Raw genomic sequence first — 26,680 nt, forward strand, 5'->3', positions numbered from 1 at the left:
AGGAATAACGGTCAGCAGTTCAGCCCGGCCCCTTAAACAATCCTTGGAGATACGTATGTCTATTAACTGGTTAAAGAAAGCGAGTAAAACACCGGAGTCCAACACGTTTGAAGCGCGTCGCGTGGTGGATGAGATGCTCGCTACCATTAAAGAACAGGGTGAAGAGGCAGTACGTCGCTACGCCAGTAAGCTCGATAACTGGACGGGCGACATTATGTTGACCCCCGAACAGATCGCCACGCAAATCCGCGAAGTGCCCGGCGACGTACGCCGCGATATCGACTACGCCATCGAGCAGGTATACACCTTTGCCTGCGCCCAGCGCGAATCGGTGAAGGACTTTGAAGTGACTTTACCTTCCGGGCTGGTGGCAGGCCAAAAAGTTCTGCCCGTCACTACCGTGGGGTGTTATGCGCCCGCTGGCCGCTACGCGCATATCGCTTCTGCTTATATGGGCGTGGCGACCGCCAAAGCGGCGGGAGTGAAAAACATTATTGCCTGTTCGGGCCCTTATCTGGGGCAATCGATTCACCCGTGCGTGCTGTACGCGTTTCACCGGGCGGGGGCGCACACCATTATGACGCTGGGCGGCGTCCAGGCCATCGCTTCGATGGCGTGGGGTCTGTTTACCGGTAAACCCGCCGATGTGGTCGTGGGGCCAGGCAATAAGTTTGTTGCAGAAGCCAAGCGCACGCTGTTTGGCCAGGTAGGGATTGACGTGTTTGCCGGGCCATCAGAAGTGGCGGTGATCGCCGATGACAGCGCCGACCCGCATATCGTCGCCAGCGATCTGGTTGGGCAGGCGGAGCACGGGCATGAGTCGCCCGCCTGGCTGTTCACAACCTCCCGCGCTCTGGCGGAAGAGGTGCTTGAGCGCGTCCCGCAGTTGATCGACCAGCTCCCGCCGGTAGCCCGCGACGCGGCAAGCTGCGCCTGGCGTGATTACGGCGAAGTGATTGTCTGCGACACACGCGAAGAAGTGGTGGAGATTTCCGACCGCTACGCCTCCGAGCATCTCGAAGTCCATACCAGCGACCTGAATTGGTGGCGCGATACCCTGAGCTGCTACGGCTCGCTGTTCCTCGGTGAAGAAACCACCGTGGCGTTCGGCGACAAGTGCAGCGGCCCTAACCACGTCCTGCCGACCAAAGGCGCGGCGCGCTATTCCGGCGGCCTGTCGGTACACAAATTCCTGAAAACCCTGACCTGGCAGCAGATGTCCCGGGAAGCGGTGCCGCAAATTGCCGAAACCACCGCGCGCATTTCGCGGCTGGAAGGCATGGAAGCGCACGCGCGCACCGCAGAAGTCCGGCTGGAGAAATATTTCGCCGGCGAGTCTTTCCTGACCGGCGTCCCGGTCACCCGTTGAGGAACTCCTATGCAACTTTCAGCTTTATTTGATTTGACGGGCAAAACCGCGCTGGTCACCGGCGGCGGCAGCGGGATCGGTGCGGCGATGGCCGAAGCGCTGGCGCTGGCCGGGGCGACCGTTATTATTGCCGCCCGGCGCGAAGGCACCCTGGCCGAAACCGTCCAGCGCTTGTCCGCAGCGGGCGGGCGCGCCAGCTATCTGTGCGCGGATATCAGCAAAAAAGCCGATATCGACAAACTGGCGGCAGCCTGCGGCGCGGTGGATATTCTGGTCAACGCGGCGGGGGTCAATTTACGCCAGCCGTTTGAAGAGGTCAGCGAGTCGGCGTGGGATGAGCAACTGGCGCTGCATCTTAAAGCGCCGTTTTTCCTGACCCAGGCGCTGGCACCGGGCATGGCCCGGCGGCGCTGGGGGCGGATTATTAATATCGCCTCGCTCCAGTCGACGCGGGCGTTTGCCAACAGCGCCCCCTATGGCGCAGGCAAGGGCGGCGTGGTGCAGCTTACGCGGGCCATCGCCCAACGCTGGGGGCGTGACGGTGTCACGTGTAACGCCATCGGGCCAGGCTTTTTCCCTACCGCGTTAACCGGGCCGGTGTTTGCCGACGAGGCTCTGCGCGAACGTCACGCCCAGCACACCTGTCTGGGGCGTAACGGCGAACTGGAGGATTTGTCTGGCGTGACGCTGTTTCTCGCCAGCAACGCCAGCGCCTATATCACCGGGCAAACCCTGATGGTCGACGGCGGTTACAGCGCCATTTGATCTCTTCTTTTCAGCGCAGAGGAACACATCATGCAAAAACCCGCTGCCGGTAACTTGCGACGCGTTACGCTGTCCAGCCTGTTCGGTTCGACCATTGAATGGTATGACTTCTTTCTCTACGGCACCGTTGCCGGGATGGTGTTTAACAAACTCTATTTCCCGGAAGGCGATCCGTTTATCACCACGCTGCTCTCCTACGGCGTGTTTGCCATCGGCTTTCTGACCCGGCCGCTCGGGGCGATTATTTTCGGCCACTTCGGCGACACCCTCGGGCGCAAAAACATGCTGATCCTGACGCTGGTGATCATGGGCGGCGCAACGGTGGTGATAGGGCTGATACCCAGTTATCAGCAAATTGGCCTGTGGGCGCCGTGTTTGCTGATTGCCTGTCGCATGATTCAGGGCATCGGCCTCGGCGGCGAATGGGGCGGCGCGGTGCTGATGACCTTTGAATCGGCCCCGGAAAAGAACCGCGCGTTCTTCGCCAGTATTCCTCAGGTTGGGATGTCCCTGGGCCTGCTGCTGGCCTCCGGCGCGATTGGCCTGGCCTCGTTTACCCTCTCCGATGAGGACTTTATGTCCTGGGGCTGGCGCGTGCCGTTCCTGCTCAGCGGGGTGTTTGTGATTATCGGCACCTACATCCGTAAAAATGTCGCGGAAACTGAAGACTTCCTGAAAGCCAAAGAAAAGCAAAAAGATGCGCCGAAGCGTATCCCGCTGGTGGAGTTGTTCCGCAAACATACCCGACTGGTGTTCACCTGCATGGGGATGCGCCTGATCGACGGCGTGTTCTTTAATATCTTCGGGGTGTTTTCGCTGACTTACCTGACGCAAACCCTGAACATTCCGCGCGATCAGGCGATTGTGGCGATACTCGGCAGCGCCTTTGTGATGAGCTTCTTTATTCCGTTCTGGGGCTATATGGCGGACCGCTGGGGACGGGCGCGGGTCTACGCGATGGGGGCGGCGCTTTCGGGCCTGTCGGCATTCCCGGCATTCGCGATTATGCATTACAACGCGGACCAAATCTGGCTGGTGTGGGCGGCGATCATCGTGCCGTTCGGGATTTTCCATGCGGCGGTGTTTGGCACCATGTCGTCGGTCTATTCGGAATGTTTTGACGCGTCGGTGCGTTATACCGGCATTTCGTTTGCCTACCAGATTTCCGGCGTCTTCGCCGGGGGCTTAACGCCGGTGCTGGCAACCCTGTTCTCCGAATCGATGGGCGGCGAGCCGTGGCTCATCTGCGCCTACGTACTGGTTATCGGCCTGATCAGCGCCGCCTGCGCAGTGTATCTGTGGCGACGCACCCACGGTGCGGGCCGCATGGCGGTAACCCATTCAGTCATGATGAAGTGAGGATGCATGAAAGCACTTGTCTATACCCGCCCGCTGGGCGTTGAGATTCAGGAGCGGCCTTATCCGCAACTGCCGGAAGGCGGTGACCAGGTGGTGATCCGCATTGCCGCCGCCGGGATTTGCGGCTCGGATATGCATGCCTTTCACGGTAAAGATCCGCGCCGCCAGCCGGGGCTGGTGCTGGGGCATGAACTGTCCGGCGAAATCGTCGAAAGCCAGTCGCCGCGCTTTAAGCCGGGCCAGCGTGTCACCGCTAATCCGCTGATCACCTGCGGGAAATGCGATTACTGCCGCGAAGGCCGCGACAACCTGTGCAGCGACCGCCATATGATCGGCATGGACTGGCCGGGGGCGTTCGCCGAATACATGGCGATCCCGGCGGCCTCGGTGGTGGCGTTGCCCGATGGCCTGTCGTTACAGGACGCGGCGATCACCGAACCCGCTGCCACCGTGGTGCATGCCCTGCGCCTGACGCAGCGGGCGATGCAGATGCCGCTGGCGGACGCCAGGGTGCTGGTGATCGGCGGCGGGGCGATCGGCCTGCTGACGGTACTGGTGCTGCGCGCCTGGGGATGCCGGGAAATCACCCTGGCGGAAACCAATCCGCTGCGCGCCGACACGGCGCAGCAATACACCGGGTGCGAATGCGTTAATCCCATCAACCAGACGATTGATGAATCCAGCCGTCAGGTGGTGATCGACGCGGTAGGGTCCGCCATCACCCGCAAACTGGCGATTAAAACCGTCAAGCCGGGCGGGGTGGTGATGCATATCGGTTTGCAGGACTGGGACAGCGAAATAGATATGCGCAAAATCACCCTCGGGGAGATCACGCTGCTGGGGACGTACACCTACACCATGGAAGATTTCCATCTGACGCTGTCGATGCTGGAGCAGGGCTCGCTGGGGACGCTGGGCTGGATTGAACAGCGGGAACTGCTGGCCGGGCAACGGGCATTTGATGACCTGGAATTCCAGCGGGTCTCTTCCGCTAAAATCCTGCTCATCCCCTGACGGTAAAAAGAGAGCGGCCAAAAAGGCCGCTCTCTTTATCTGCGGTTAATCTAACGCCGGATAATCGGTATAGCCCGTCGCGCCGGGGGCATAAATGGTTGCGTTGTTCAGCGCGTTAAACGGTCCTTGCTGGCTAAAGCGCTCCACCAGATCGGGGTTAGCGATATACAGCTTGCCGAACGCGGCGGCATCGGCTTCACCGCGTTCAATCAGCGCCTCCGCCGAGTGTTGTGTCAGCCCTTCGTTGGCGATCCACGCGCCGCTGAATTTTTGCTTCACCTGCGGCCCCACGCGACCGGGGAAATCCTGCGATTCGCGGGCAAAGATATAGGCCACCTTGCGCTGGCTGAGCTGCTCCGCCACATAGCTAAACAGCGCCAGCGGGTTACTGTCTTCCATAGAATAAGAGTTGGACATCAAATTCAGGTGCACGCCCAACCGGTCTGCGGGCCATACGTCCAGTACCGCATCCACCGCTTCCAGCAGAAAGCGGGCGCGATTTTCAATGCTGCCGCCGTAGCGGTCGGTACGCTTATTAGAGCCATCATGCAGGAACTGATCAAACAGATAGCCGTTCGCGGCATGGATTTCCACACCGTCGAACCCGGCGCGTTTGGCATTTTCCGCCGCACGGACAAAATCTGCCACAATGGCCGGGATCTCGTCGGTTTCCAGGGCGCGCGGGGTTTCATACGAGCGCTGCGGGCGCACGGTGGTGACGTGGCCTTCTGGCGCGATGGCGCTGGGGGCGACCGGCAATGCGCCGTCGAGGAAAATCGGGTCGGATACGCGGCCCACATGCCAGAGCTGGCTGACGATTTTACCGCCCGCCGCATGTACCGCGTCGACGATCTCTTTCCACGCCTGTACCTGTTTTTCCGACCAAATGCCCGGCGTGTTGGGGTAACCCACGCCCTGGGGAGTCACGGAGGTGGCTTCGGTAAAGATCAGTCCGGCGCTGGCGCGCTGGACGTAATACTCTTTGGTCAGTGGACCGGGCGCACGCTCGTCCACCGCGCGCATGCGGGTCAGCGGGGCCATAACGATACGGTTTTTCAGCTCAAGCGCGCCAATTTTGACGGGATCATACAGGGTGGGCATAGGTTTCTCCGGGTCTGATTGCGTGAACTCATTATGTACGCCCGGAGAAACGGCGGTTATCACTTTATGCGCTTAATTATTCCAGCAGGTGATGAAAATGGCCGCCATTACAGCGGCATGGATTTTCTGATTGACGCCAGCAACAGTTGCGCCCCAGGCGAGAGCGGCTTATCGACCCGCGTCAGAATACCGATGGGTTCGCCAACCCCAGGGTTAGCGATGGGCAGGGCGATCAGCGTGTTCTGGCGCAGATCCTCTTTGACCGCGCCGGACGGCACAAACCATACGTAGTCGTAATCCACCGTTAGCTGGCGCGACAGCGACGCCGACAGCGTTTCAATACAGGAATTCGGCAATTTGCAGTTCTGGCTCGCCAGTAGCGCGTCGGCGTGCTGGCGCGGCGCGGTGCCTTTCGGGGAGATCACTACCGGCCATTCCAGCACCCGACTTAAGGTAATGGTGTCGGCTAACAGTGGATGATTGGGGCGCACCACCAGCTTCATCGACTCCAGAAACAGCAGTTCATAATTGAGCCCGGTCATCATTTCCGGGTCAGACATGCGTCCGATACCTAAATCCAGCTCGCCCGATTTCAGCCCCGACAGCAGCATCGGGTTATTCATGGTGGCGACCTGAAGCGTCAGGTTGGTTTGATGTTTGTGAAACGGACCGATCACCGCAGGCAGAATGCCCAGCGCGGCGGTGGGCAGTGCGCCGATGCGCACCACGTCTTTGGATTGCTCTTCTTTGCGGGCCAGCGACTGTCCGGCATGGTTGAGCGCGTCCAACACCTTGATGGCGTGAGTGAGAAACTGTTCGCCGACCAGCGTCAATTGTGCACCCAGCCGACCACGGTCGAACAGGCGCTCACCGGTCAACTGCTCAAGTTCATTAAGCGTTTTAGATAATGCAGGCTGGCTTAAATTAAGGGTTTCTGCCGCGCGCCCCAGCGTTCCCTGTTGAGCGACGGCAACGAATGTATGTAAATGGCGCAAACGAATGCGCTGACTGAACAAACCGTTTTTTTCCATAGTCGATGTTAAAAACGAAACGTGATCCGTGACAAGAAAAGTTATGTGATTTTGATAACTTGATAGCAAATTATTATTAACATTACGGTATTTAAGTTAACAAAACAACGCGGATATATTCTAATTATTGGGGTATTGCCCAGGATTTGTCTGAAGATCAAATTCCGCGCCTGGCTTATAAAATCATCACCCTGGCCTGAGATCACAGATTCCACATTCTTCACGTCAATCTATTCCGTCGTTTCCTACAATCTCAGCAATATTCACTGGAGAAATGACATCATGGCGAACAGCATCACGGCAGATGAGATTCGGGAACAATTTTCGCAGGCAATGTCAGCGATGTACCAGAAAGAGGTGCCACAGTACGGCACGCTGCTTGAACTGGTGGCGGATGTGAACCTGGCGGTGCTGGAAAATAATCCGCAATTGCATGAGCAACTGGTAAACGCCGACGAACTGGCGCGCCTGAATGTGGAGCGCCACGGCGCGATCCGGGTTGGAACAGCGGAGGAATTATCCACGCTACGCCGGGTGTTCGCGGTGCTGGGCATGTATCCGGTGGGCTATTACGATCTTTCCCAGGCGGGCGTACCGGTGCACTCTACCGCGTTTCGCCCCATTGACGACACCGCGCTGCAACGCAACCCGTTTCGCGTTTTTACCTCGCTGCTGCGCCTGGAACTGATCGAAGATGAAAACCTGCGCAAAAAGGCTGCCCGCATTCTCGCCGCGCGGGACATTTTTACGCCGCGTTGCCGCGAATTGCTGGATATTTATGACGCGCAGGGCGGGCTGGATGAGAAGCAGGCCAGGGAGTTTGTTAGCGAAGCGCTGGAAACGTTCCGCTGGCACAGCCATGCCACGGTGGATACTGACACCTACCACGCGCTGCATAACGCCCATCGGCTGATTGCCGATGTGGTGTCGTTTGGCGGTTGTCACATCAACCATCTGACGCCGCGCACCCTGGACATCGACCGCGTGCAGTCGCTGATGCCGGAATACGGCATCGAACCCAAAATGATTATCGAAGGGCCGCCGCGCCGGGAGATCCCGATCCTGCTGCGCCAGACCAGTTTCAAAGCGCTGGAAGAGCCAATTATGTTTAACGGCGAACATCACGGCACCCATACCGCGCGATTTGGTGAAATCGAACAGCGCGGCATCGCCCTGACCCCGAAAGGCCGGGCGCTGTATGACAAACTGCTGGGCGAGGCGGGCAGCGGCAGCGATAACCTGACCCATCAGCTTCATTTGCAGGAGGTGTTCCAGGCGTTTCCTGACAGCGACATGCTGCTGCGCCATCAGGGGCTGGCCTATTTCCGCTACCGTTTAACCCCGGTGGGCGAAACCCACCGCAAACAGATCAACCCCGGCGATGACCCGCAACCGCTTATTGAGCGCGGCTGGATCACCGCCCAGCCGATTATTTATGAAGATTTCCTGCCAGTCAGCGCGGCGGGGATTTTCCAGTCTAATCTGGGTGATGAGGCGCGCGGGCGCAGCCACGGCAACGCCAGCCGGGGCGCGTTTGAAGCGGCGCTGGGGTGTGCGGTACAGGATGAGTTTGCGCTCTACCAGGAAGCCTCCGATCGCAGCAAACGCCGTTGCGGTTTGCTGTAAAAGACAGTCGTTGAAATACCCTCGATTTCTGTAAAGCAATCGAGGGTATCAAGTTGGCAAACATTTATTACAACAATTATCCGCTGAGCTAATAATTAATTGTATGATTACATCGGTCATAAAAGGTAGACAGGAAACAAATTTCATTTGCAGCAAGCAAAAATATACACACAGTCAGTTTGCTTCCTCTTATTAATTAGATACCCTACATGCCGGGTTAATAAACTATAAGGGAAAGCATGGCTATTCCAGGAAATATGTGGATTCATGATGACGGTGGGGCACTCACAAAGGTGGGTGCGATGTCACGGGAAGAGAGTTTAGTATTGAGTTTAAAGGGTTTCACCATAGCCTTGCTATTCCTGTCGACAATGCAACTGGAAAACCTACCGGTACACGTCAACACTCTCCAATGATTATCGTAAAAGAATTCGACTATTCCAGTCCATATCTTTACAAAGCAGTTGCAACTGGTCAGAACCTAAAATCCGCTGAGATAAAATGGTATAAAATCAACGACGCCGGTCAAGAAGTCGAGTATTTTAACATGCTCCTCGAAGGCGTGCGTGTTGTTTCTATATCCCCTTCAATGGGCTCACCTGAAGATAACAATAATAATCACCTTGAATCCATTGAGCTAAGGTATGAAAAAATCACATGGAAACATTGTGACGGAAACATAATTTATACGGATGCATGGAATGATCGTCAAACAGCATAATGGTAATTGAATGGATACTACCGAGGAATTGAACGGAAATTATTTCTATCATGGGCAAAATAACCTGTCCGCAGGGGAGTTGTTTGATGTGATTTTTCTTGAGCAATTTTGTGATGAACCAGGGATTGGCATTGAGTCAGGTGCTGTTATCCTCGCCGGGCAACCGTGGTTAAAAACCAGAACGAAACCGGGAGAGGCTATCAAAGGGACAAGTGTTATTTCCAGGTATGGGAGGATGCTTTTACGAAATGCGCGAACTCCTTTTGGTATTAGAGTTCCTATACCAGTTGGCGTGAGAATGCGAAAAACAAATAATCTTGCCGCTGTCATTGCACGATATGTTCCGTGGTTAGGCTGGGTTGGACTCGTTAATTCAATTTACCAAGCATCAAGGAAAACTCAGGCAAAATATAACCTCATAGTCTGCCCTAAAGATCGTATACAATGGACATCTTTTTGATGGACACAATTCAGCAAGCGGTGTTAGCACTCTTCCGAGAAGAGATTCCGGGATATTTAGATAACAACTGGGAAGAAATCCCTTTAGAACTTGATTCTGATTTATTCGAAGTTCCTGGTGATGATCTGCATGAAGCATTAAATAAATTTGAAAAAAAATTCAATGTAAATTTATCAGAAGTTAAATGGTCATGTTATTTTCCTTGGGAGAATACACCGCTACTAACGCGGTGGTTTAAATTAAAACGAGAAGCTGTAGAGAAAAATCGAAAACCTTTAACTGTTAAAATGTTTGCCGAATCAGCGAAAGCTGGAAAATGGCTTTATGATTGATAAAAAGATAGGATTATTTGTTATAAATAGGAAATATGTATAAAAGCTGGTCTTCTTAAAGAAGACAAACATTCTGGAGAACTTCACCTTTTTGAAGGAGTTATGCTCCGAAAGATTCAGAATATAAATGATGCGCCATCATGTCAGTCTGGAGTAAGCAACTGCGCGACAAATGCCGCCATCAGGTCGCTTTCCTGCGGGGCGTCGCGCAGCACCAGACGGTAGCTGGCGCCGGTTTTTACGCTCTGGGGGAACGGACGGACCAGCCGCCCGGCGCGTAAATCTTCTGCCACCAGCCGTTCATCGGCAATCGCCACGCCAAACCCCTGGATCGCCGCGCTGATGGCTAAATCCATAGTATCGAAGTGTTGATTTTTACGCATAACCGGCCGCGGCGACGCCTGCTGGGCCAGCCATAGCGACCAGTCGGTTTTATCACGGGTGGGATGCAAAAACGTCAACGGTGCCAGCGCGTCCAGCGCAGCGGGAGGTTCGGTAGTGAGCGCAGGGCTGAGCACCGGCGTTAACGCCTCATCAAACAGCAAAAATCCCTGGGTTTTATGGGCACCGAAAATAATCGCCGCGTCGTAGGGCTCAGTTTTGAAATTGACGTCATGATCGGTGGTCGTGGTCAGCGTGACCTGTACGTCGCTGAGCGTCTTTTCCAGTTGCATCAGCTTCGGCACCAGCCAGCGGATGGCGCAGGTCGGGGCTTTCAGGCGGATAACGTTATGCTGCTGGCGCGCCTGTTCGGCGGTGGTCATTAACTGATCCCATGCGCTTTGCAGTTCCGGCAGTAAGGCGCTGCCCTGCGGCGTCAGCCGTAACCCGCGAGCATGGCGCTCGAAAAGCGTAAAGCCGAACCAGTTTTCCAGCGCGGCGATTTTGCGGCTTACTGCGCCCTGAGTCAGATACAGCGTGCGCGCCGCGTGGGTTAAATTGAGGTGGCGGGCGGTCACTAAAAACGCCTCAAGCGCATTTAAAGGAAGAGTGCGGCGCGTCATAACGGCTCCCTGAAGTGTTAAGCCATGCATTTTTTGCATGGCTATTATGACAACAAATCGGTTGCGGAGCTATCGCACTACGGTTTGAATAGTTATGCACTCAAAACGAGAAAGGAACCAATATGCCCCATCACACGCCGGTAAAATTACGCTCTAAACTGCCCGATGTCGGCACCACGATTTTTACCGTGATTGGCCAGCTTTCCGCCCAACACCAGGCGATTAATCTTTCTCAGGGTGCGCCTAATTTCCCCTGCGATCCGCAGTTGATTGCCGGCGTCACCCGGGCGATGGAAGCCAACCGCAACCAGTACGCGCCGATGACCGGGCTGGTTACCCTCAAAACGCTGATCGCCGAAAAAGTCGCGGCGCTGTATGGCGCGAACTACGACGCCGACAGCGAAGTACTGATCACCGCCAGCGCCAGCGAAGGGATTTACTGCGCCATCAGCGGCCTGGTGCATCCGGGAGACGAGGTTATCTATTTCGAGCCGTCGTTCGACAGCTATGCGCCGATTGTCCGGTTGCAGGGCGCGACGCCGGTGGCGATCAAACTGACGGTGCCGGATTTCGCCGTGGACTGGGATGAAGTGCAGGCCGCGATCACGCCGCGCACCCGGATGATTATCGTCAACACGCCGCATAACCCGAGCGGCCAGGTGTTCAGCCGCGACGATCTGGAAAAACTCGCCGCCATCACCTGCAACACCGATATCGTGATTTTGTCTGATGAAGTGTATGAACACATCGTGTTCGATGGTCTGAAGCACCACGGTATGGCGACCCATCCGGCGCTGGCGGAACGCAGCGTGATTATCTCCTCGTTCGGCAAAACGTTCCACGTAACCGGCTGGCGCGTAGGCTATTGCCTGGCGCCGGCGGCGCTGATGGATGAAGTGATTAAAGTGCATCAGTTCCTGATGTTTTCCGCCGATACGCCGATGCAGTACGCTTTCGCCGACTATATGAGCGACCCGGCGCGCTATCTGTCGCTGGGCGAGTTTTACCAGCGTAAACGCGATCTGATGCAAACGCTGTTGGCAGCGTCGCCGTTTAAACTGCTGCCGAGCGCCGGATCGTTCTTCCTGCTGGCGAGCTATGAACATTTTAGCGATGAAAGCGACAGCGAGATGGTGAAACGGCTGATCGTGGATTATGGTGTAGCAACGATTCCGCTGTCGGCGTTTTACACAGACGGAACCGATAATAAATTGATTCGCCTCTCTTTTGCCAAAGATGAAGCGACATTACGGGCAGGGGCGCAGGCGCTCTGTCAGGTTAAGCCACGCTAAGAAGGGGATCACAATGACTAAAATGAAAATGCTGTGTCTGGCACTGGGGATGGTGACATCGTTCTCTTCTCTGGCGGCGACCGAGCTGCGCTACGGCCTGGAAGCAGAATACCCGCCGTTTGAAAGCCGCAATTCACAGGGCGAACTGGAGGGGTTTGATATCGAACTGGGCAAAGCCATCTGCCAGGCTGCCAGCCTGAAATGCAGTTGGGTAGAAACCTCGTTTGATACTTTGATCCCCGGCCTGGTCGCGAAGAAATTCGATGCTATCAACTCGGCGATGAACATTACCGAACAGCGCCGCCAGAGCATCGACTTTACCCAGCCGATCTACCGTATTCCGTCACAACTGGTGGGTAAAGAAGGCAGCGCGCTGGATGCCACTCCGGACGCGCTGAAGGGCAAAACCATCGGCGTATTGCAGGGTTCCATTCAGGAAACCTATGCCAAAGAGCACTGGGAAAAGCAGGGCGTTGAAGTGGTTTCCTATAAAGATCAGAACCTGGCGTGGGGCGACCTGGTGAACGGACGTATCGACGCCACGCTGGTGATGTCGGCTGCCGGTCAGGGCGGCTTCCTGAGCAAACCGCAGGGCAAAGGCTTCGGCTTTATCGGCAAACCGGTGGTTGACGATAAAATCCTCGGCAGCGGTATCGGATTCGGGCTGCGTAAAGGCGATGAGGAAACCAAAAAACAGCTGGACGCCGCGATTGATAAGGTCCGCGCCGACGGCACCATCACGAAACTGGCTGCGCAGTACTTCCCAGGCATTGACGTTAGCGTTAAATAACCTTTTCCCCTGAAAAAGTAAAAACCCCGATTTCTTGCGAAACGGGGTTTTTTTATGCCGCTGGACATTTGAAGAGAACCCGGCAACGCCGGGCCACCACAAGCTATCATCATTAATATAATTTGGTGTCCGCCCGATATTTTTATTGTGGTATCGGGCCCTCTCAACGAGAGGAATAAAGGCATATACGCAAGGGAGAGGGTAATCCCACCCCTGGCGCGACGCTGAAACTACCCCGTCTTTTACCGCCTGGCAAGCCTGCCGAAAGATATATTTCAGTTATGTGTGGGTGTGCAAAATCCCCCTTCAGATGATTCTGTTTATCCCCGCCATCGAAACAGAAAGCGATTTGTCAAAACGTGCAAACCGGTTTGATGAGATGCTACGAAACAGCCAAATAACAACAGCTTATTTTTTCAGAAAGTTGACCTTTCTTTACATGGCGCAAGATAACGCGTTTTTCCTTTCTACAAGCGTGAGGGTGCGCGTGGAAAGCTATTGGCTTCAAAATGAATTTTGACTAGAGTGAGCGGTCGTAACAAATACAATAAATTGCCGCTGTTAGCGCTGCGCGTGACAGCACTCTTTGACTCCAAAAGGACGCGTTCTCAGGCATGAATCGCAGACGTTTTATTAAAGCCTCAATGGCACTTGCCGCCGCTTGCGGTACGCCGGGTCTGATGACCCTGTTTTCTAACGCAGCATGGGCGCAAGAGTCAGATATCGCCGACGGGCTGTCGCGCGCATTTGATTTCGACGTTCTGCAATCCATGGCAGGCGATTTAGCCAAAAAACCCTGGGGCGGCGCACCGCGTCCGTTGCCGGATACCCTGGCGACCTTAACCCCGCAGGCGTACAACAGCATCCAGTACGATGCGGAACACTCGCTGTGGAACACTATCCCTGGGCGCGAGCTGGACGTGCAGTTCTTCCACGTTGGCATGGGCTTCCGCCGCCGTGTGCGGATGTTTTCCCTCGATCCGTCTTCCCATCAGGCGCGTGAAATCCACTTCCGCCCTGAACTGTTCAAATATCACGATGCGGGCGTCGACACCAAACAGCTGGTGGGCCAGTCCGATCTCGGTTTCGCCGGTTTCCGCGCTTTCAAAGCCCCGGAACTGGCGCGCCGCGATATCGTGTCGTTCCTCGGCGCAAGCTATTTCCGCGCCGTAGACAGTACCTACCAGTACGGCCTCTCGGCGCGCGGTTTGGCGGTAGATACCTTTACCGATAGCCTGGAAGAGTTCCCGGATTTCACCGCGTTCTGGTTTGAAACCCCGAAAGCCGACGACACCACTTTTGTGGTGTATGCGCTACTCGATAGCCCGAGCGTCACCGGCGCGTACAAATTCATTATCCACTGCGAAGAGAAGCGGGTGGTGATGGAGGTGGAAAACCGCCTGTTCGCGCGTAAAGACATCAAACAACTGGGTATCGCGCCGATGACCAGTATGTTCGCCTGCGGCACCAATGAGCGCCGGATGTGCGACACCATCCATCCACAAATCCACGACTCCGACCGCCTGGCAATGTGGCGCGGCAACGGCGAATGGGTGTGCCGTCCGCTGAATAACCCGCAGCGCCTGCAATTCAACGCCTTTACCGACGATAACCCGAAAGGCTTCGGCCTGGTGCAAACCGACCGCAATTTCGAGAGCTATCAGGACATCATGGGCTGGTACAACAAACGTCCAAGCCTGTGGGTCGAACCGACTAATAAATGGGGCAAGGGCACCGTCGGCCTGATGGAGATCCCGACCACCGGGGAAACGCTGGATAACATCGTCTGCTTCTGGCAGCCGGAAAAGCCGGTGAAAGCGGGCGACCAGCTTCACTTCAAATACAAGCTGTACTGGAGCGGCGAACCGCCGGTGCGCTCGCCGCTGGCCAATATTCTCGCCACCCGCACCGGGATGGGCAGTTTCCCGGAAGGTTGGGCACCGGGCGAGCATTTCCCGACCACCTGGTCGCGCCGTTTCGCCATTGATTTTATCGGCGGCAATCTGAAAGACGCCGCGCCGAAGGGCATTGAGCCGGTGATCACGCTGTCCAGCGGCGAAGCGAAGCAGATTGAAATTTTGTATGTCGAACCGTTTGACGGTTACCGTATTCTGTTCGACTGGCACCCGACATCCGACTCGACGGATCCGGTGGAAATGCGCATGTTCTTGCGCTGCCAGGGCGAGACCATCAGCGAAACCTGGCTGTATCAGTACTTCCCGCCCGCGCCGGACAAACGTCATTACGTTGACGATCGCCAGATGCGCTAACCGATCGGGCAAATGTTGAGGGGAGCGAAGGCTCCCCTTTTTACGTTATGCTAATAAAAAAACACCAACCGGAGACCCCGCGTGCAAAATCCCGCTGAGTGGCATGACGACATCATTATCATTAACGACACCCTGAAACTGCACTCGGTCAACGACCCGTTTATTGAGCCGCTGTATCAACTGGTTGAGCGCAATAAAGCCTACCTGCAACAGGCGATGGAGTGGCCGAAGTCGGTGGTCAGCAGTAACGATATCCGCCGCACGGTGCAGGGCAATTATCAGTTGCACCATCGCGGCTACGCCAAAATGTTTATGATTTTGCGCCATGACGCGGTATGCGGCGTGATGTCGTTTAACCAGATCGAACCGACGAATAAGGCCGCCTATATTGGCTACTGGCTGGATGAAGGTTTACAGGGGCAGGGCATTATTTCTCAGGCGCTACAGGCGATGATGCAGCATTACGCCAACGAAGGCAGCGTGCGCCGCTTCGTGATTAAGTGCATCGTCACCAACCATGCCAGCAACCAGGTGGCGCTGCGCAACGGGTTTGTTCTGGAAGGTTGCCTGAAGCAGGCGGAATACCTGAACGGCGCGTTTCACGATCAGAATATTTATGCGCGCATCATTGATAAGCCATCACAAACCGGGCATTAAATCGCCCCGATAACCGGCGTGCGGGTAATATACTGGTCACCGTTGAGGATTTTCGCGCCGCGAAGATGCAGCGGATCGCCGTTAAAGGCTTCTATCACGGCGTTATCCATGACTGTGACCTGATTTTCAATCAATACGTTGCCGGTCACCCGCGCATGGCCGCAAATCTTTATCCGGTCGTCCAGTTGCACCGGGCCACCGGTAATCACCGCGTCGTCAAACACGTGTACGTGATGTTTCAATACACAGTCGCCTTCAATCACCGCGTTGCCGAACACCTGCGAGCTGTAGCGGATGGTGGGGCACTGGTCGATCTCGGCTCCGGCAACAATCCGCGCCTGGCCGTAGATTTGCGCGCAGTCGCAGACCCAGACGTTGTTTTCGTCGTTGCCTTCTAAAATCGCATCCTCATAGATCTGGGCGCGATGCTCGATAAACGCGTAGTTCACCAGCGCCCGGCCATAGATTTGCGCCTGGTGGACGATGCGTGAGGCGTTAACCGTGGCGTTATCGTAGATTTGCAGCCGCTGGTCGCGGTCTTCGGTCAACCCCACGGCGGCGATCACCTGGCTCTGGTGCATTACCCGCGCATCGCCATAAATCCGACATTCACCCCGCACCTGGGATGCCTGGATCATGGCGCGATCGTATACAGCCGCACCGTGGCTGATATCCGCGCGATCTGCCCAGCACTCATCGGCGAGCGATGCGCCGTGGCTGAGGGTGCAGGGCTGGGTAACACGCGCATTGCCGCTGACGCTTGCGCCGGCGAAGACCGCGCTGTTGTGATCGTAAATCCAGCAGTCGCCGTCATGGCTAAGATTGCTTTCATTCTCCAGCCAGCCGCCCAGGGTTCCCGCTTTGATATCACTAAAATCACGCAGCGCTTCTATCTGGCGCAGAGTAAATTTGTGAGTGACGCCATTTTCCTGATAGTCAAGCGTTCTGGTGGCGTCCGTTAACCGGTATTTTTCCATGCTAATGGCTCCGTTATGGGCATTGACTAACCGTAGCAAACTTTTCAGCAACCTGCGGGTTATGGTAATTCGCGCCGGAGTCCCATAAAATGCATATCAAATATATTTTTAAACTTTAAACAAAATGAATAAAACCATTGCCTGGCAATCCGCCAGCGCGTCATCAACCCTATTGAATCTGCCTGCCGGGTATTTCGGCATGGTATTGGGCACTATCGGGATCGGCTTTTCCTGGCGTTACGCGCCGACAATCTGGCCGGTATCGCCCTGGATCGGCGAAGGGCTGGTGGCGCTGGCGACGCTGATCTGGTTTTTGCTGGCGGTGGCGTTTGTCTGGCGTCTGATGGCGCACCCGCAGACGGTAAAAGCGGAGATCCTGCATCCGCTGATGAGCAGCTACGTGAGCCTGTTCCCGGCCACCACCATGCTGGTATCGATTGGATTGGCCCCGTGGGTGCGCCCGCTGGCGGTGGCACTGTTCAGCATCGGCGCGGTGAGCCAGTTGCTGTATGCCGCCTGGCAAAACGCCGGGCTGTGGCGCGGGAAGCATCCCCATGAAGCCACCACGCCGGGGCTCTATTTACCCACCGTCGCTAATAACTTTATCAGCACCATGGCCTGCGGCGCGCTGGGTTTCCATGATTTAGGCATTCTGTTTTTAGGGGCCGGGGTATTGTCCTGGCTGAGCCTGGAACCGGCGATTTTGCACCGTATGCGCAGCGCAGGGGAAATGCCCCCGGCGGTGCGCACCTCGCTCGGCATCCAGATGGCCCCGGCGCTGGTGGCCTGTAGCGCGCTGCTAAGCGTTAACGGCGGCGAGGCGGATATGTTCGCGAAAATGCTGTTCGGCTATGGTTTGTTGCAGGCGCTGTTTATGATCCGCCTGGCGCCGTGGTATCTGTCCCAGCCGTTTAACCCCACCTTCTGGAGCTTCTCGTTCGGCCTGTCGGCGCTGGCCACGACCGCGCTGCATCTTGGGCATGCCGCGCCGGACGGCGTTTTTCATTTTTTGATGTTGCCGCTGTTTATCAGCAGTAACGTACTTATCGGCCTGCTGCTCGTTCGCACGCTGATTTTGTTGTGCCAGGGCAAACTCTTGATTCGTACTTCTGTTTCTCATACTTCTAAGGAATCACTATGACCATTCGTGATGAAAATTATTTTACCGACAAATATGGCTTAACCCGCACGCACTCTGACGTTGTCGCTGCCATGCCTTTCCTGACCCCTGGCAAGGTGCTGGATTTGGGTTGCGGTAATGGCCGCAACAGCCTGTACCTGGCGGCCAACGGTTTTGACGTCACCGCCTGGGATAAAAATCCGATGAGCATCGCCAATCTGCAACGCGTGGCGGAAGCGGAAGGGCTGCACAATCTGCAAAGCGACGTGCGCGATCTGAACAGCCTGAAATTCGACGGTGAGTATGATTTCATTCTTTCCACCGTGGTGATGATGTTCCTTGAATCGACCACCATTGCGGGCCTGATTGACAATATGCAGCGCTGCACCAAAAGCGGCGGCTATAACCTGATTGTCGCGGCGATGGATACCGAAGACTTCCCGTGCACTGTTGGCTTCCCGTTCGCGTTCCGCGAGGGTGAGCTGAGCGGCTACTATGCCGGTTGGGAAGTTGTGAAATACAACGAAGAGCCGGGTGAGTTGCACCGTACTGATGAAGCGGGTAACCGCATTAAATTACGTTTTGCCACCTTGCTGGCGCGCAAACCTTAATATCCCGCTGGCGCGATCCTCTCGCGCCAGCCATTTTCTTTCCTGCCGATTGCTTACTCTGCTAATTAAAACTTGAAATACGTATAATGATTTCATTTGGCAGAAAAATATTACTGCCTTAAATTTGCTCAGGTAATCGGATTTTTTCTCAGATAGCTATTTATGCCTCAAAACTCTTTGATAGCTTTGCTATAACTTGTCTGCTTATGTGCAATTACAGGTGCAAAAAATGAGAACCTCTTTATTTGTTAAGGCTTCGGTGCTTTGCGCAGCGCTCGCGCTTGCAGGCTGTGCTTCAAAAGTCACTTCACCGGAAAAATACTCCGGTTTTTTGAAAGACTACTCAGGCTTACAGGAAACAACTTCATCCACCGGCAAAACCGTGATGCGTTGGGTTGCACCTGACTTTAATCCAAATAATTATGACAGCATTGTCTATAACCCGATCGTGTACTACCCGGTTCCTAAACCCACCACGCAGGTTGGTGAGAAGGTTCTGACGCAATTGCTTAATTATACCAATCAGCAGATGAAAGCGGCGGCAGCAGAACGTAAGCCACTGGTCGCGACCCCAGGGCCGCGCAGCTTGATCTTCCGTGGCGCGATCACCGGTGTTGATAGCAGTAAAGAAGGTTTGCAGTTCTATGAAGTGGTGCCGGTCGCGCTGTTAGTCGCCGGAACGCAAATGGCCACGGGCCATCGCACAATGGATACCAACCTTTATTTTGAAGGCGAGCTAATTGACGCCGCCACTAAAAAGCCGGTGTTTAAAGTGGTGCGTAAAGGTGAAGGCAAAGACCTGAACAACGAAAATACCCCCATGGCTTTAGAAAACTTAAAACAAGTTGTCGACGATATGGCGACCGACGCCAAAATGTTTGATGTCACCAAAAAGCAATAATAAATTCGGGGGAGTTCGCTCCCCCGTTAAATAGGTTTTATCGCGCGTTACATTTTTTTATTTCCCCGGCTCCGCGCCATTCCCAATACCACAAAGCTTATTCCGCCGCCAATTAATCCCCAGAATGCCGAGCCAATTCCGCCCAGCGTAATGCCCGATGCGGTAATTAAAAACGTCACAATCGCAGCATCGCGATCGGTTTCATGTGTTAGCGCCTGGTGCAGGCTGCCACCGATGGTGCCCAGCAGCGCCAGGCCCGCCAGCATCTGGATCCAGGCGAGCGGCAGCGCCGTCATCAGCGCGGTGATTGCGCCGCCGAACACGCCAGCCAGCAGATAAAATCCGCCTGCCGCCGCCGAGGCCAGCCAGCGTTTATTCATCTCAGGGTGCGCATCCGGGCTCTGGCAAATCGCTGCCGTGATCGCGGCAATGCACACGGAAAACACGCCAAACGGCGCCATCACCAGCGCAATCAGCCCGGTGACCGTCATCAACGGCGATACCGGCACCTGATAGCCCGAGGCTTTTAGCGTCGCCACGCCGGGCGCGTTCTGCGACGCCATGGTCACCAGGAAAAACGGCAGGCCGATGCCGAGTAAACTTTGCAGCGTAAAGTGCGGCAGGGTAAAGCCGGGCAGCGCAGGCGTGATATCCGTCTGGCTGGTGTAAAACTGCCCGGTCACCAGGCAAATTGCCAGCCCGGCGACAAGCGTCGCGACGATGGCGTAACGCGGCGCAATGGCTTTGGCGATAAGCCAGGCGATCAACATAACGCCGCACAGCAAGCCGTTAGCGGGCAGGGTGGCGAAAGCATCAAGGCCAAAGCGCAGTAAAATGCCGGCCAGCATCGCGGCGGCCAGGCTGTGAGGGATCAGCGTCATCAGCCGGGCAAACAGGCCGGTGACGCCACACAGCACAATCAGCGCGGAGGCGAAGATAAACACGCCAATGGCTTCATTCATCGTCACGCCGTGCAGGCTGGTCGCCAGCAACGCCGCGCCGGGCGTCGACCAGGCAGTTAATACCGGTGCGCGATACCACAGTGATAATCCCAGGGTACTGACGCCCATCGCGATGCCCAACGCGGTCATCCATCCAGCGATCTGATCTGCATTCGCGCCTGCTGCCGCCGCGGCTTGCCAGATAATGGCAGCGGAGCTGGCGTAGCCCACCAGTACGGCGACCAAGCCGGCCAGTAACGTGGGAAAAGTGAATTGACGCATCGTTTATGTCCGTTGTGCGTTATAGCGTCCATGAAAAATAACACTGTGCGCTATAACGCACAAGCAGGTAAACTGGCATTTTTTAGCCGTTGGGGAATGTGATGGATAGTGCCGCCCATTTAAGCGATACGCTGAAAGCGCTGCGCCAGGCACGCGGCTGGAGTTTAACCCAGGCCGCACAACAGACCGGCGTATCCAAGGCGATGCTGGGGCAAATTGAGCGCCAGGAATCAAGCCCGACGGTGGCGACGCTGTGGAAAATCGCCACCGGGTTTAACGTACCGTTTTCGGCGTTTATCGCCCCACCGCTGGCCAGTGAACGCCCGGTATATGATGCCCATCAGGGCATGACCGCTGAACCGCTATTCCCGTTTGATGAACACCTGGGTTTTGATCTGCTGGTGGTCACGCTGGCTCCCGGTGCGATGAGCGAATCATCAGCCCATGAACTCGGTGTTATAGAACACGTGGTAGTGATTAGCGGCGAGTTAGCGTTGCAGCTACAGGGAGTGTGGCAAACGCTCTCCGCGGGAGAGGGCCAGCGCTTTCACGCCGACCAGGCGCATGCCTATCGCAACCAGACAGCACAACCGGTACGCTTTCATTCGTTAATTCATTACGCGCGGATATGACAAAAAAAAACCGCAAGCTGTTAACTTGCGGTAATAAAAATCAATAACCACACGACGATATGGGTATTCGAACAAGAAGGAATACGCCTTCACCTTAGCGCGGATTTTGTCTGCGCCAAACCAACAAAAAACGCGAAGCATTGCCGCAGAACGGCAAAAGACACGTAATACTTCTGATCTGCCCGCCTTGTGACTACAATAGCCGCCATTTCAAATACTGGATAACGATAAAACATGCGCCTGCACTCCCATCATCTTGAACTTCTGAGCCCGGCACGCGACACCGCCATCGCCCGTGAAGCGATCCTTCATGGCGCCGACGCGGTGTATATCGGCGGCCCGGGCTTTGGCGCGCGCCACAACGCCAGCAACAGCCTGCGGGATATCGCCGAGCTGGTGCCGTTCGCCCATCGCTATGGCGCGAAGGTCTTCGTGACGCTCAACACCATTCTTCATGATGATGAACTGGAACCGGCGCAGGCGCTGATCCACCAGTTGTGGCAGGCGGGCGTCGATGCGCTGATTGTCCAGGACATGGGCGTGCTGGAGCTGGATATCCCGCCGATTGAGCTGCACGCCAGTACCCAGTGCGATATCCGCAGCGTGGAAAAAGCCAGGTTTCTCTCTGACGTCGGGTTCTCGCAAATTGTGCTGGCGCGCGAACTGAATCTTGACCAGATTAAAACCATTCACGACAGCGTCGACGCGACCATTGAGTTCTTTATCCACGGCGCGCTGTGCGTGGCGTATTCCGGGCAGTGCAATATCTCCCATGCCCAGACGGGCCGCAGCGCCAATCGTGGCGACTGCTCCCAGGCCTGCCGTTTGCCGTACACCCTGAAAGACGACCAGGGCCGCGTGGTGGCCTATGAAAAACACCTGCTGTCGATGAAAGACAACGATCAGAGCGCCAATCTGGCGGCGCTGGTCGATGCAGGCGTACGCTCCTTCAAAATCGAAGGGCGCTACAAAGACATGAGCTACGTGAAAAACATCACCGCGTACTATCGCCAGTTGCTGGACGAAGTGATGGAGCAGCGCGGCGACCTGGCGCGCGCCTCGGCGGGCGTGACCCAGCACTACTTTGTGCCGTCGCCGGATAAAACCTTCCATCGCGGCAGCACTGACTATTTCGTTAACGCCCGCAAAATTGATATCGGCGCGTTTGACTCACCGAAGTTTATCGGTCTGCCGGTGGGTGAAGTGATGAAAGTGGCGAAAGATTATCTGGACGTGGACGTCACGGAGCCGCTGTCAAATGGCGACGGGCTGAACGTGCTGGTAAAACGTGAAGCCGTCGGGTTCCGTGCCAATACCGTGGAAAAACTCACCGAAAGCCGTTACCGCGTCTGGCCAAACGACATGCCGGATGCGCTGAAAACCTTGCGTCCACACCATCCGCTGAACCGCAACCTCGATCACAACTGGCAGCAGGCGCTGTTGAAAACCTCCAGCGAGCGCCGGGTGGCAGTGGACATCGAACTGGGCGGCTGGCAGGAACAGCTTATCCTGACCATGACCTCCGAAGAGGGCGTCAGCGTGACGCGCACCCTGGACGGGGAATTCAGCGAGGCCAATAACCCGGAAAAAGCGTACAACAGCCTGCGTGACGGTGTCACAAAACTCGGTCAGACGATGTATTACGCCCGCGCGGTGACGATTAACTTGCCTGGCGCCCTGTTTGTGCCGAACAGCCTGCTTAACCAGTTGCGCCGCGAAACCGGCGAGGCGTTAGATGAAGCCCGGCTGGCGGCCTATCAGCGTGCGACCCGCAAAGCGGTGAGCGAACCTGCGCCGGTCTACCCGGACAGCCACTTAAGCTTCCTGGCGAACGTGTATAACCATAAAGCGCGCGAGTTTTACCATCGCTATGGCGTACAGCTGATCGACGCGGCGTATGAAGCCCATCAGGAAAAAGGCGACGTGCCGGTGATGATCACCAAACATTGCCTGCGCTTTGCCTTTAATTTGTGCCCGAAACAGGCGAAAGGGTCGATTAAGAGCTGGAAGGCCACGCCGATGCAGCTGATCCACGGCGATGAAGTGCTGACGCTGAAATTTGACTGTCGTCCGTGCGAAATGCACGTTATCGGCAAAATCAAAAATCACATTCTGAAGATGCCGCTGCCGGGTAGCGGCGTGGTGGGCTCTATCAGCCCCGATGAGCTGCTAAAAACCTTACCGGGCCGCAAAGCCTGAAAACAACAGCGCCGCCTGAAAGGCGGCGCTGTTGTATTACGGTTCCCCGTACAGGCTGATTAACCGGCGGGTTACGCCGTTGGTCCAGCCAAACCCATCCTGCAACGGATACTCACCCCCGCCACCGGGCTGCGGTGCGTAATCCGCGATATGGTATTTTTCCACCAGCTTGTTTTGCTCCATATACACGCGCTTCACGGTGCGCATCCAGTTATGGGCAATGATGTCCGCCAGGCCGTCCTCGCTGTAGTTTTTAAAGCCCTGGATCGCCATCCATTGTAGCGGCGCCCAGCCGTTGGGTTTATCCCACTGCTGATCGCTTTCCACATCGGTCGCCAGAATACCGCCAGGCGTCAGCAACCTCTCGCGCACGTTAACCGCGATTTTCTGCGCCTGTTCGTGAGTTGCCATGCCGACATACAGCGGCACGACGCAGGCTGCAGAGAATGAGGCCAGGCATTCGCGCCGCCAGTCGTAATCGCGGAACGTGCCGGTGGCGTCATCCCACAGGTAGCGGTTCATGGCGTTACGGCGGGCCAGCGCTTTTTCGCGGAAGCGGGCCGCCATGATGGCGTCCTGCTTCAAGCCTGCAATATTGGAAATCGCGGTCTCTAACTTGTAGAGGAACGCGTTGAGATCCACCGGGATAAACTGGGTCGTGCGGATACTCGCCAGACGGTCGGCATCGCGCAGCCAGCGGGTCGAGTAGTCCCAGCCGGATTCCGCGCCCGCGCGTAAATCGCGATACACTTCGCTCGCCGGGCGACCAGACAGTTTGGCGGTTTCCACGTCCTCATACCAGGATTCATCGCGCGGCGTATCGCGGTCATCCCAGTAACGGTTAAGCAGCGCGCCATCCGGCATTTTTACCGCACGGCGGTAGGCCTGGTTGAAATCCAGACTATCGGCGCCGTCCATCCAGAAAGCGTATTCCATCAGCAGATGATCGAGATAGCGCCGCGCGCCGCGTACCCCGTCTTCCTCAAACAGTTCCACCATCAGGGCGAACACCGGCGGCTGCGAGCGGCTGAGGTAATAGGTACGGTTACCGTTGGGGATATGACCGTAGTTTTCGATCATCCATGCAAAGTTATCCGCCATGCAGCGCAGCAGGTCGTTGCGGCCACTTTCCGCCAGCCCCAGCATGGTGTAGTAGGAGTCCCAGTAATAGGCCTCGCGAAATCGCCCCCCCGGAACAATATAGGACTGAGGCAACGGCAGCAGCGACGAGAACTCGATATGCTCCTGCGGCTCACGGGTCAGTACCGGCCACAGGCTGTCGATATGGTCTTTCAGACTGCGGTCCGGGTCGGAGATGTACTCTTTGCTGTAGTCTCGCGGCAGATGAAAATGGTCGTATACGAATTTCTCCAGTTGGAAACCCGGATAGCGTTTCGCACGACGATAGTTCATTAAAATCGCCAGCGGCGTCATTTTTGGCGCGCAGTCGGCAAAGGTTTTGCTGTCAGGAAACATGCGTGAAGACTGCACATGCTCATACAGCTCCAGATAACGATCCGCCGGTGTCAGCGCATCAGGAGCAGGCATGCCTTCAATCAGCTCGGGCAGCGGTTCCGCTTCGACCATCTCATCCAGCTTGAGCTCACAGGGATCGAACTCATACCGAACGTCTTCTTCGTAAGCTTCTGATTCCGATAATGTGAGTCGAGATGTCTGATTAAGCATACTAATAACAACCTCCAGAGTAGCTTTTTATGAAAGCGTTACTCTTAAGTTTAGCAAATGGATTTGTCGGGCCGGTAAGCGGCAAGAATTCAGGGCGCAAAGGCCGATACAACTGACGCATCATCGATGCAAATGGACTTAAAATTCATTTATTTCGCCCCCTTTTCGTGCCCTGGGGAAATAATCTGATAATTAATCCTGAAACGCCCGGCCTTTCAGCCTTGAGCGCGAAGGCATAATTGTAACGCGGTTGCCTGGTGGAAAATCAAGCTACTTTTTCTACAAACAGCTCTATATTCGTAAATATTGTGCGTTTTCTGGAAACAGCCCGTAACCGGATATTAAGCGCCCTGGCGTTAGCCGCAAAAATCGCCAACAGAAACAGGCGGTTCCTTTCTATACTGGACCACAGCGTTTATTTACTGGAATTACCATCCCTGGAGGTTTGTGATGAGTCACCTGTTTTCCGCTGGTCATCTTGGCGAGCTTGCGCTGAATAACCGCATTATTATCGCGCCGATGTGCCAGTATTCCGCCGAAAATGGCGCGCCGACAGACTGGCACCGTGTGCATCTCGGCACCCTGGCGCAGTCAGGGGCCGGGCTGCTGATTATTGAAGCCACCTCCGTGACGCCGGAAGGGCGTATCTCTCCCTGGGATTTAGGGATCTGGAGCGACGAACTGGGCGATGCGTTGCAGCAGGAAGTTGAGGTTATTCGCCGCTGGTCGCCTGTTAAACTCGGCATACAGCTCGGCCATGCGGGGCGTAAAGCCTCGGTGGATGCGCCGTGGAAAGGCGGCAAATCGCTGTCAGATAGCGAAGGCGGCTGGGAAACCCTTGCGCCGTCGGCACTGGGCTTTGGCGAATACCGCGCGCCAAAAGCCATGACCACAGAAGATATTGCGCAGATCAAACAGGCATTTGTGGACGGGGCGCGCCGGGCGCAAAAAGCGGGTTTCGATCTGATTGAACTGCACGCTGCGCATGGTTATCTGCTGCATCAGTTCCTGTCGCCGCTGTCGAACCAGCGCACGGACAATTACGGCGGCAGCCTGGAGAACCGTATTCGGCTGGTACTGGAGATTTTTGATGACGTTAAAGCCGCCGTGTCGCTGCCGGTAGGGGTGCGTATTTCCGCCACTGACTGGGCGGAAGGGGGCTGGGATATCGACAGCTCGATTCAACTGGCGAAAGCGCTGGAAACGCGCGGCAGCGCCTATATTCACGTCTCTTCCGGCGGTTTATCCCCGGCGCAGCAAATTACCGTCAGCCCGAACTACCAGGTGCCTTTCGCCCAGCAGATCCAGCAACAGGTGAAGACGCCCGTTATCGCCGTGGGGCTGATCACCGAACCGGAACAGGCGGAAGCGATTATCGCCACCGGCCAGGCGGAGTTTATCGCCCTGGCGCGTGGGATCTTGTTTAATCCGCGCTGGCCGTGGCATGCGGCAGCAAAGCTCGGCAGCAAAATCGCCGTCGCCCCGCAGTATCAGCGCAGCGAGCCGCATCACCTGCGCGGGCTGTTTTCAGTCTGAGCCG

At 55.9% G+C, this 26,680-nt stretch carries 23 protein-coding genes and 1 pseudogene; 18 read left to right on the plus strand and 6 right to left on the minus strand.

The genetic code is table 11. The annotated features are described in order from the left end of the window. Nucleotides 1-55 precede the first annotated feature (55 nt). Genes hisD through RT120_RS02865 form a run of 4 tightly spaced genes read left to right on the plus strand, consistent with a single transcriptional unit; the run spans nucleotide 56 to nucleotide 4,507 of the window. The gene (gene hisD / locus RT120_RS02850) at nucleotides 56-1,369 is read left to right on the plus strand and encodes a histidinol dehydrogenase (protein WP_312979136.1); all 1,314 of its coding nucleotides are present in this window, start codon (nucleotides 56-58) and stop codon (nucleotides 1,367-1,369) included. Nucleotides 1,370-1,378: 9 nt separating this feature from the next. Continuing rightward, nucleotides 1,379-2,134 (plus strand): SDR family NAD(P)-dependent oxidoreductase, encoded by a 756-nt coding sequence (locus RT120_RS02855; protein ID WP_312979139.1) that lies wholly within the window; start codon nucleotides 1,379-1,381, stop codon nucleotides 2,132-2,134. Between the two features lie 30 nt (nucleotides 2,135-2,164). After that, nucleotides 2,165-3,493: an MFS transporter gene (locus RT120_RS02860; RefSeq protein WP_312979141.1), complete on the plus strand. Its 1,329-nt coding sequence runs from the start codon at nucleotides 2,165-2,167 to the stop codon at nucleotides 3,491-3,493. 6 nt (nucleotides 3,494-3,499) lie between these two features. Continuing rightward, nucleotides 3,500-4,507, plus strand: a complete 1,008-nt coding sequence (locus RT120_RS02865; RefSeq protein ID WP_312979143.1) for an alcohol dehydrogenase catalytic domain-containing protein — start codon at nucleotides 3,500-3,502, stop codon at nucleotides 4,505-4,507. Between the two features lie 45 nt (nucleotides 4,508-4,552). On the opposite strand, the gene RT120_RS02870 is transcribed toward RT120_RS02865, so the two are convergent. Together RT120_RS02870 and RT120_RS02875 are read right to left on the minus strand one after the other, a co-directional pair. Then, entirely contained in the window at nucleotides 4,553-5,608 is a 1,056-nt protein-coding gene (locus RT120_RS02870) for an alkene reductase (RefSeq protein ID WP_312979146.1), read from the minus strand. Nucleotides 5,609-5,715: 107 nt separating this feature from the next. Beyond that, nucleotides 5,716-6,639, minus strand: coding sequence for a LysR substrate-binding domain-containing protein (locus tag RT120_RS02875; RefSeq protein ID WP_312979149.1), 924 nt, complete (start codon nucleotides 6,637-6,639; stop codon nucleotides 5,716-5,718). Between the two features lie 282 nt (nucleotides 6,640-6,921). Between RT120_RS02875 and RT120_RS02880 the strand changes: the two genes are divergently transcribed. From RT120_RS02880 to RT120_RS02895, 4 genes and pseudogenes are all read left to right on the plus strand, one after another. Then, nucleotides 6,922-8,265, plus strand: coding sequence for a VOC family protein (locus RT120_RS02880; protein ID WP_312979152.1), 1,344 nt, complete (start codon nucleotides 6,922-6,924; stop codon nucleotides 8,263-8,265). Nucleotides 8,266-8,504: 239 nt separating this feature from the next. Continuing rightward, nucleotides 8,505-8,986: pseudogene (locus RT120_RS02885) on the plus strand (Hcp family type VI secretion system effector). A gap of 10 nt (nucleotides 8,987-8,996) precedes the next feature. Continuing rightward, the gene (locus tag RT120_RS02890; protein ID WP_312979154.1) at nucleotides 8,997-9,446 is read left to right on the plus strand and encodes an STM2901 family protein; all 450 of its coding nucleotides are present in this window, start codon (nucleotides 8,997-8,999) and stop codon (nucleotides 9,444-9,446) included. Next, nucleotides 9,431-9,778, plus strand: coding sequence for a DUF1493 family protein (locus RT120_RS02895; protein WP_312979156.1), 348 nt, complete (start codon nucleotides 9,431-9,433; stop codon nucleotides 9,776-9,778). The genes RT120_RS02890 and RT120_RS02895 overlap by 16 nt, the downstream gene beginning before the upstream one ends. Nucleotides 9,779-9,921: 143 nt before the next feature. Here RT120_RS02895 and RT120_RS02900 read toward each other — a convergent pair whose 3' ends face one another. Next, a complete protein-coding gene (locus RT120_RS02900; RefSeq protein WP_312979159.1) occupies nucleotides 9,922-10,782 on the minus strand; it encodes a LysR substrate-binding domain-containing protein in 861 nt (286 codons plus the stop codon). Nucleotides 10,783-10,904: 122 nt separating this feature from the next. On the opposite strand from RT120_RS02900, the gene RT120_RS02905 reads away from it, so the two are divergent. The 4 genes from RT120_RS02905 to rimL all read left to right on the plus strand — a co-directional run bounded on the left by RT120_RS02905 (nucleotide 10,905) and on the right by rimL (nucleotide 15,791). Then, nucleotides 10,905-12,074: a pyridoxal phosphate-dependent aminotransferase gene (locus RT120_RS02905; RefSeq protein WP_312979161.1), complete on the plus strand. Its 1,170-nt coding sequence runs from the start codon at nucleotides 10,905-10,907 to the stop codon at nucleotides 12,072-12,074. 13 nt (nucleotides 12,075-12,087) lie between these two features. Further along, nucleotides 12,088-12,864 (plus strand): ABC transporter substrate-binding protein, encoded by a 777-nt coding sequence (locus RT120_RS02910; RefSeq protein ID WP_312979163.1) that lies wholly within the window; start codon nucleotides 12,088-12,090, stop codon nucleotides 12,862-12,864. A 614-nt stretch (nucleotides 12,865-13,478) separates the two neighbouring features. Continuing rightward, nucleotides 13,479-15,134, plus strand: coding sequence for a glucan biosynthesis protein (locus tag RT120_RS02915; protein ID WP_312979166.1), 1,656 nt, complete (start codon nucleotides 13,479-13,481; stop codon nucleotides 15,132-15,134). A gap of 81 nt (nucleotides 15,135-15,215) precedes the next feature. Beyond that, nucleotides 15,216-15,791 carry a 50S ribosomal protein L7/L12-serine acetyltransferase gene (rimL, locus tag RT120_RS02920; RefSeq protein ID WP_312979169.1) on the plus strand — a complete coding sequence of 192 codons (576 nt, stop codon included), beginning with the start codon at nucleotides 15,216-15,218 and terminating at the stop codon, nucleotides 15,789-15,791. On the opposite strand, the gene ydcK is transcribed toward rimL, so the two are convergent. Further along, entirely contained in the window at nucleotides 15,788-16,768 is a 981-nt protein-coding gene (ydcK, locus tag RT120_RS02925; RefSeq protein WP_312979171.1) for a YdcK family protein, read from the minus strand. The two genes, rimL and ydcK, sit on opposite strands and share 4 nt — an antisense overlap. A gap of 124 nt (nucleotides 16,769-16,892) precedes the next feature. On the opposite strand from ydcK, the gene tehA reads away from it, so the two are divergent. From tehA to RT120_RS02940, 3 genes are all read left to right on the plus strand, one after another. Beyond that, nucleotides 16,893-17,909, plus strand: a complete 1,017-nt coding sequence (tehA, locus tag RT120_RS02930; RefSeq protein ID WP_312979173.1) for a dicarboxylate transporter/tellurite-resistance protein TehA — start codon at nucleotides 16,893-16,895, stop codon at nucleotides 17,907-17,909. Next, nucleotides 17,906-18,499 carry a tellurite resistance methyltransferase TehB gene (gene tehB, locus RT120_RS02935; RefSeq protein WP_312979175.1) on the plus strand — a complete coding sequence of 198 codons (594 nt, stop codon included), beginning with the start codon at nucleotides 17,906-17,908 and terminating at the stop codon, nucleotides 18,497-18,499. Before tehA ends, tehB begins: the two co-directional genes overlap by 4 nt. Before the next feature lie 229 nt (nucleotides 18,500-18,728). Further along, the gene (locus tag RT120_RS02940; protein ID WP_312979176.1) at nucleotides 18,729-19,400 is read left to right on the plus strand and encodes a DUF3313 domain-containing protein; all 672 of its coding nucleotides are present in this window, start codon (nucleotides 18,729-18,731) and stop codon (nucleotides 19,398-19,400) included. Nucleotides 19,401-19,447: 47 nt separating this feature from the next. Here RT120_RS02940 and RT120_RS02945 read toward each other — a convergent pair whose 3' ends face one another. After that, nucleotides 19,448-20,623: a benzoate/H(+) symporter BenE family transporter gene (locus tag RT120_RS02945; RefSeq protein WP_312979179.1), complete on the minus strand. Its 1,176-nt coding sequence runs from the start codon at nucleotides 20,621-20,623 to the stop codon at nucleotides 19,448-19,450. Between the two features lie 101 nt (nucleotides 20,624-20,724). Between RT120_RS02945 and RT120_RS02950 the strand changes: the two genes are divergently transcribed. Beyond that, on the plus strand, nucleotides 20,725-21,255 hold the full coding sequence (locus tag RT120_RS02950) for an XRE family transcriptional regulator (protein WP_312979182.1): 531 nt from the start codon (nucleotides 20,725-20,727) through the stop codon (nucleotides 21,253-21,255). Between the two features lie 234 nt (nucleotides 21,256-21,489). Beyond that, nucleotides 21,490-23,454 (plus strand): U32 family peptidase, encoded by a 1,965-nt coding sequence (locus RT120_RS02955; protein ID WP_312979186.1) that lies wholly within the window; start codon nucleotides 21,490-21,492, stop codon nucleotides 23,452-23,454. Nucleotides 23,455-23,490: 36 nt separating this feature from the next. Here the strand turns inward: RT120_RS02955 and treF are convergent, their stop codons facing one another. After that, a complete protein-coding gene (gene treF, locus RT120_RS02960; protein WP_312979188.1) occupies nucleotides 23,491-25,140 on the minus strand; it encodes an alpha,alpha-trehalase TreF in 1,650 nt (549 codons plus the stop codon). Nucleotides 25,141-25,590: 450 nt separating this feature from the next. Here treF and RT120_RS02965 point away from each other — a divergent pair, with 450 nt between their 5' ends. After that, nucleotides 25,591-26,676: an NADH:flavin oxidoreductase/NADH oxidase gene (locus RT120_RS02965; protein ID WP_312979190.1), complete on the plus strand. Its 1,086-nt coding sequence runs from the start codon at nucleotides 25,591-25,593 to the stop codon at nucleotides 26,674-26,676. Nucleotides 26,677-26,680: the final 4 nt, after the last annotated feature.

Source organism: Atlantibacter sp., from assembly GCF_032062175.1.
GTDB lineage: Bacteria > Pseudomonadota > Gammaproteobacteria > Enterobacterales > Enterobacteriaceae > Atlantibacter.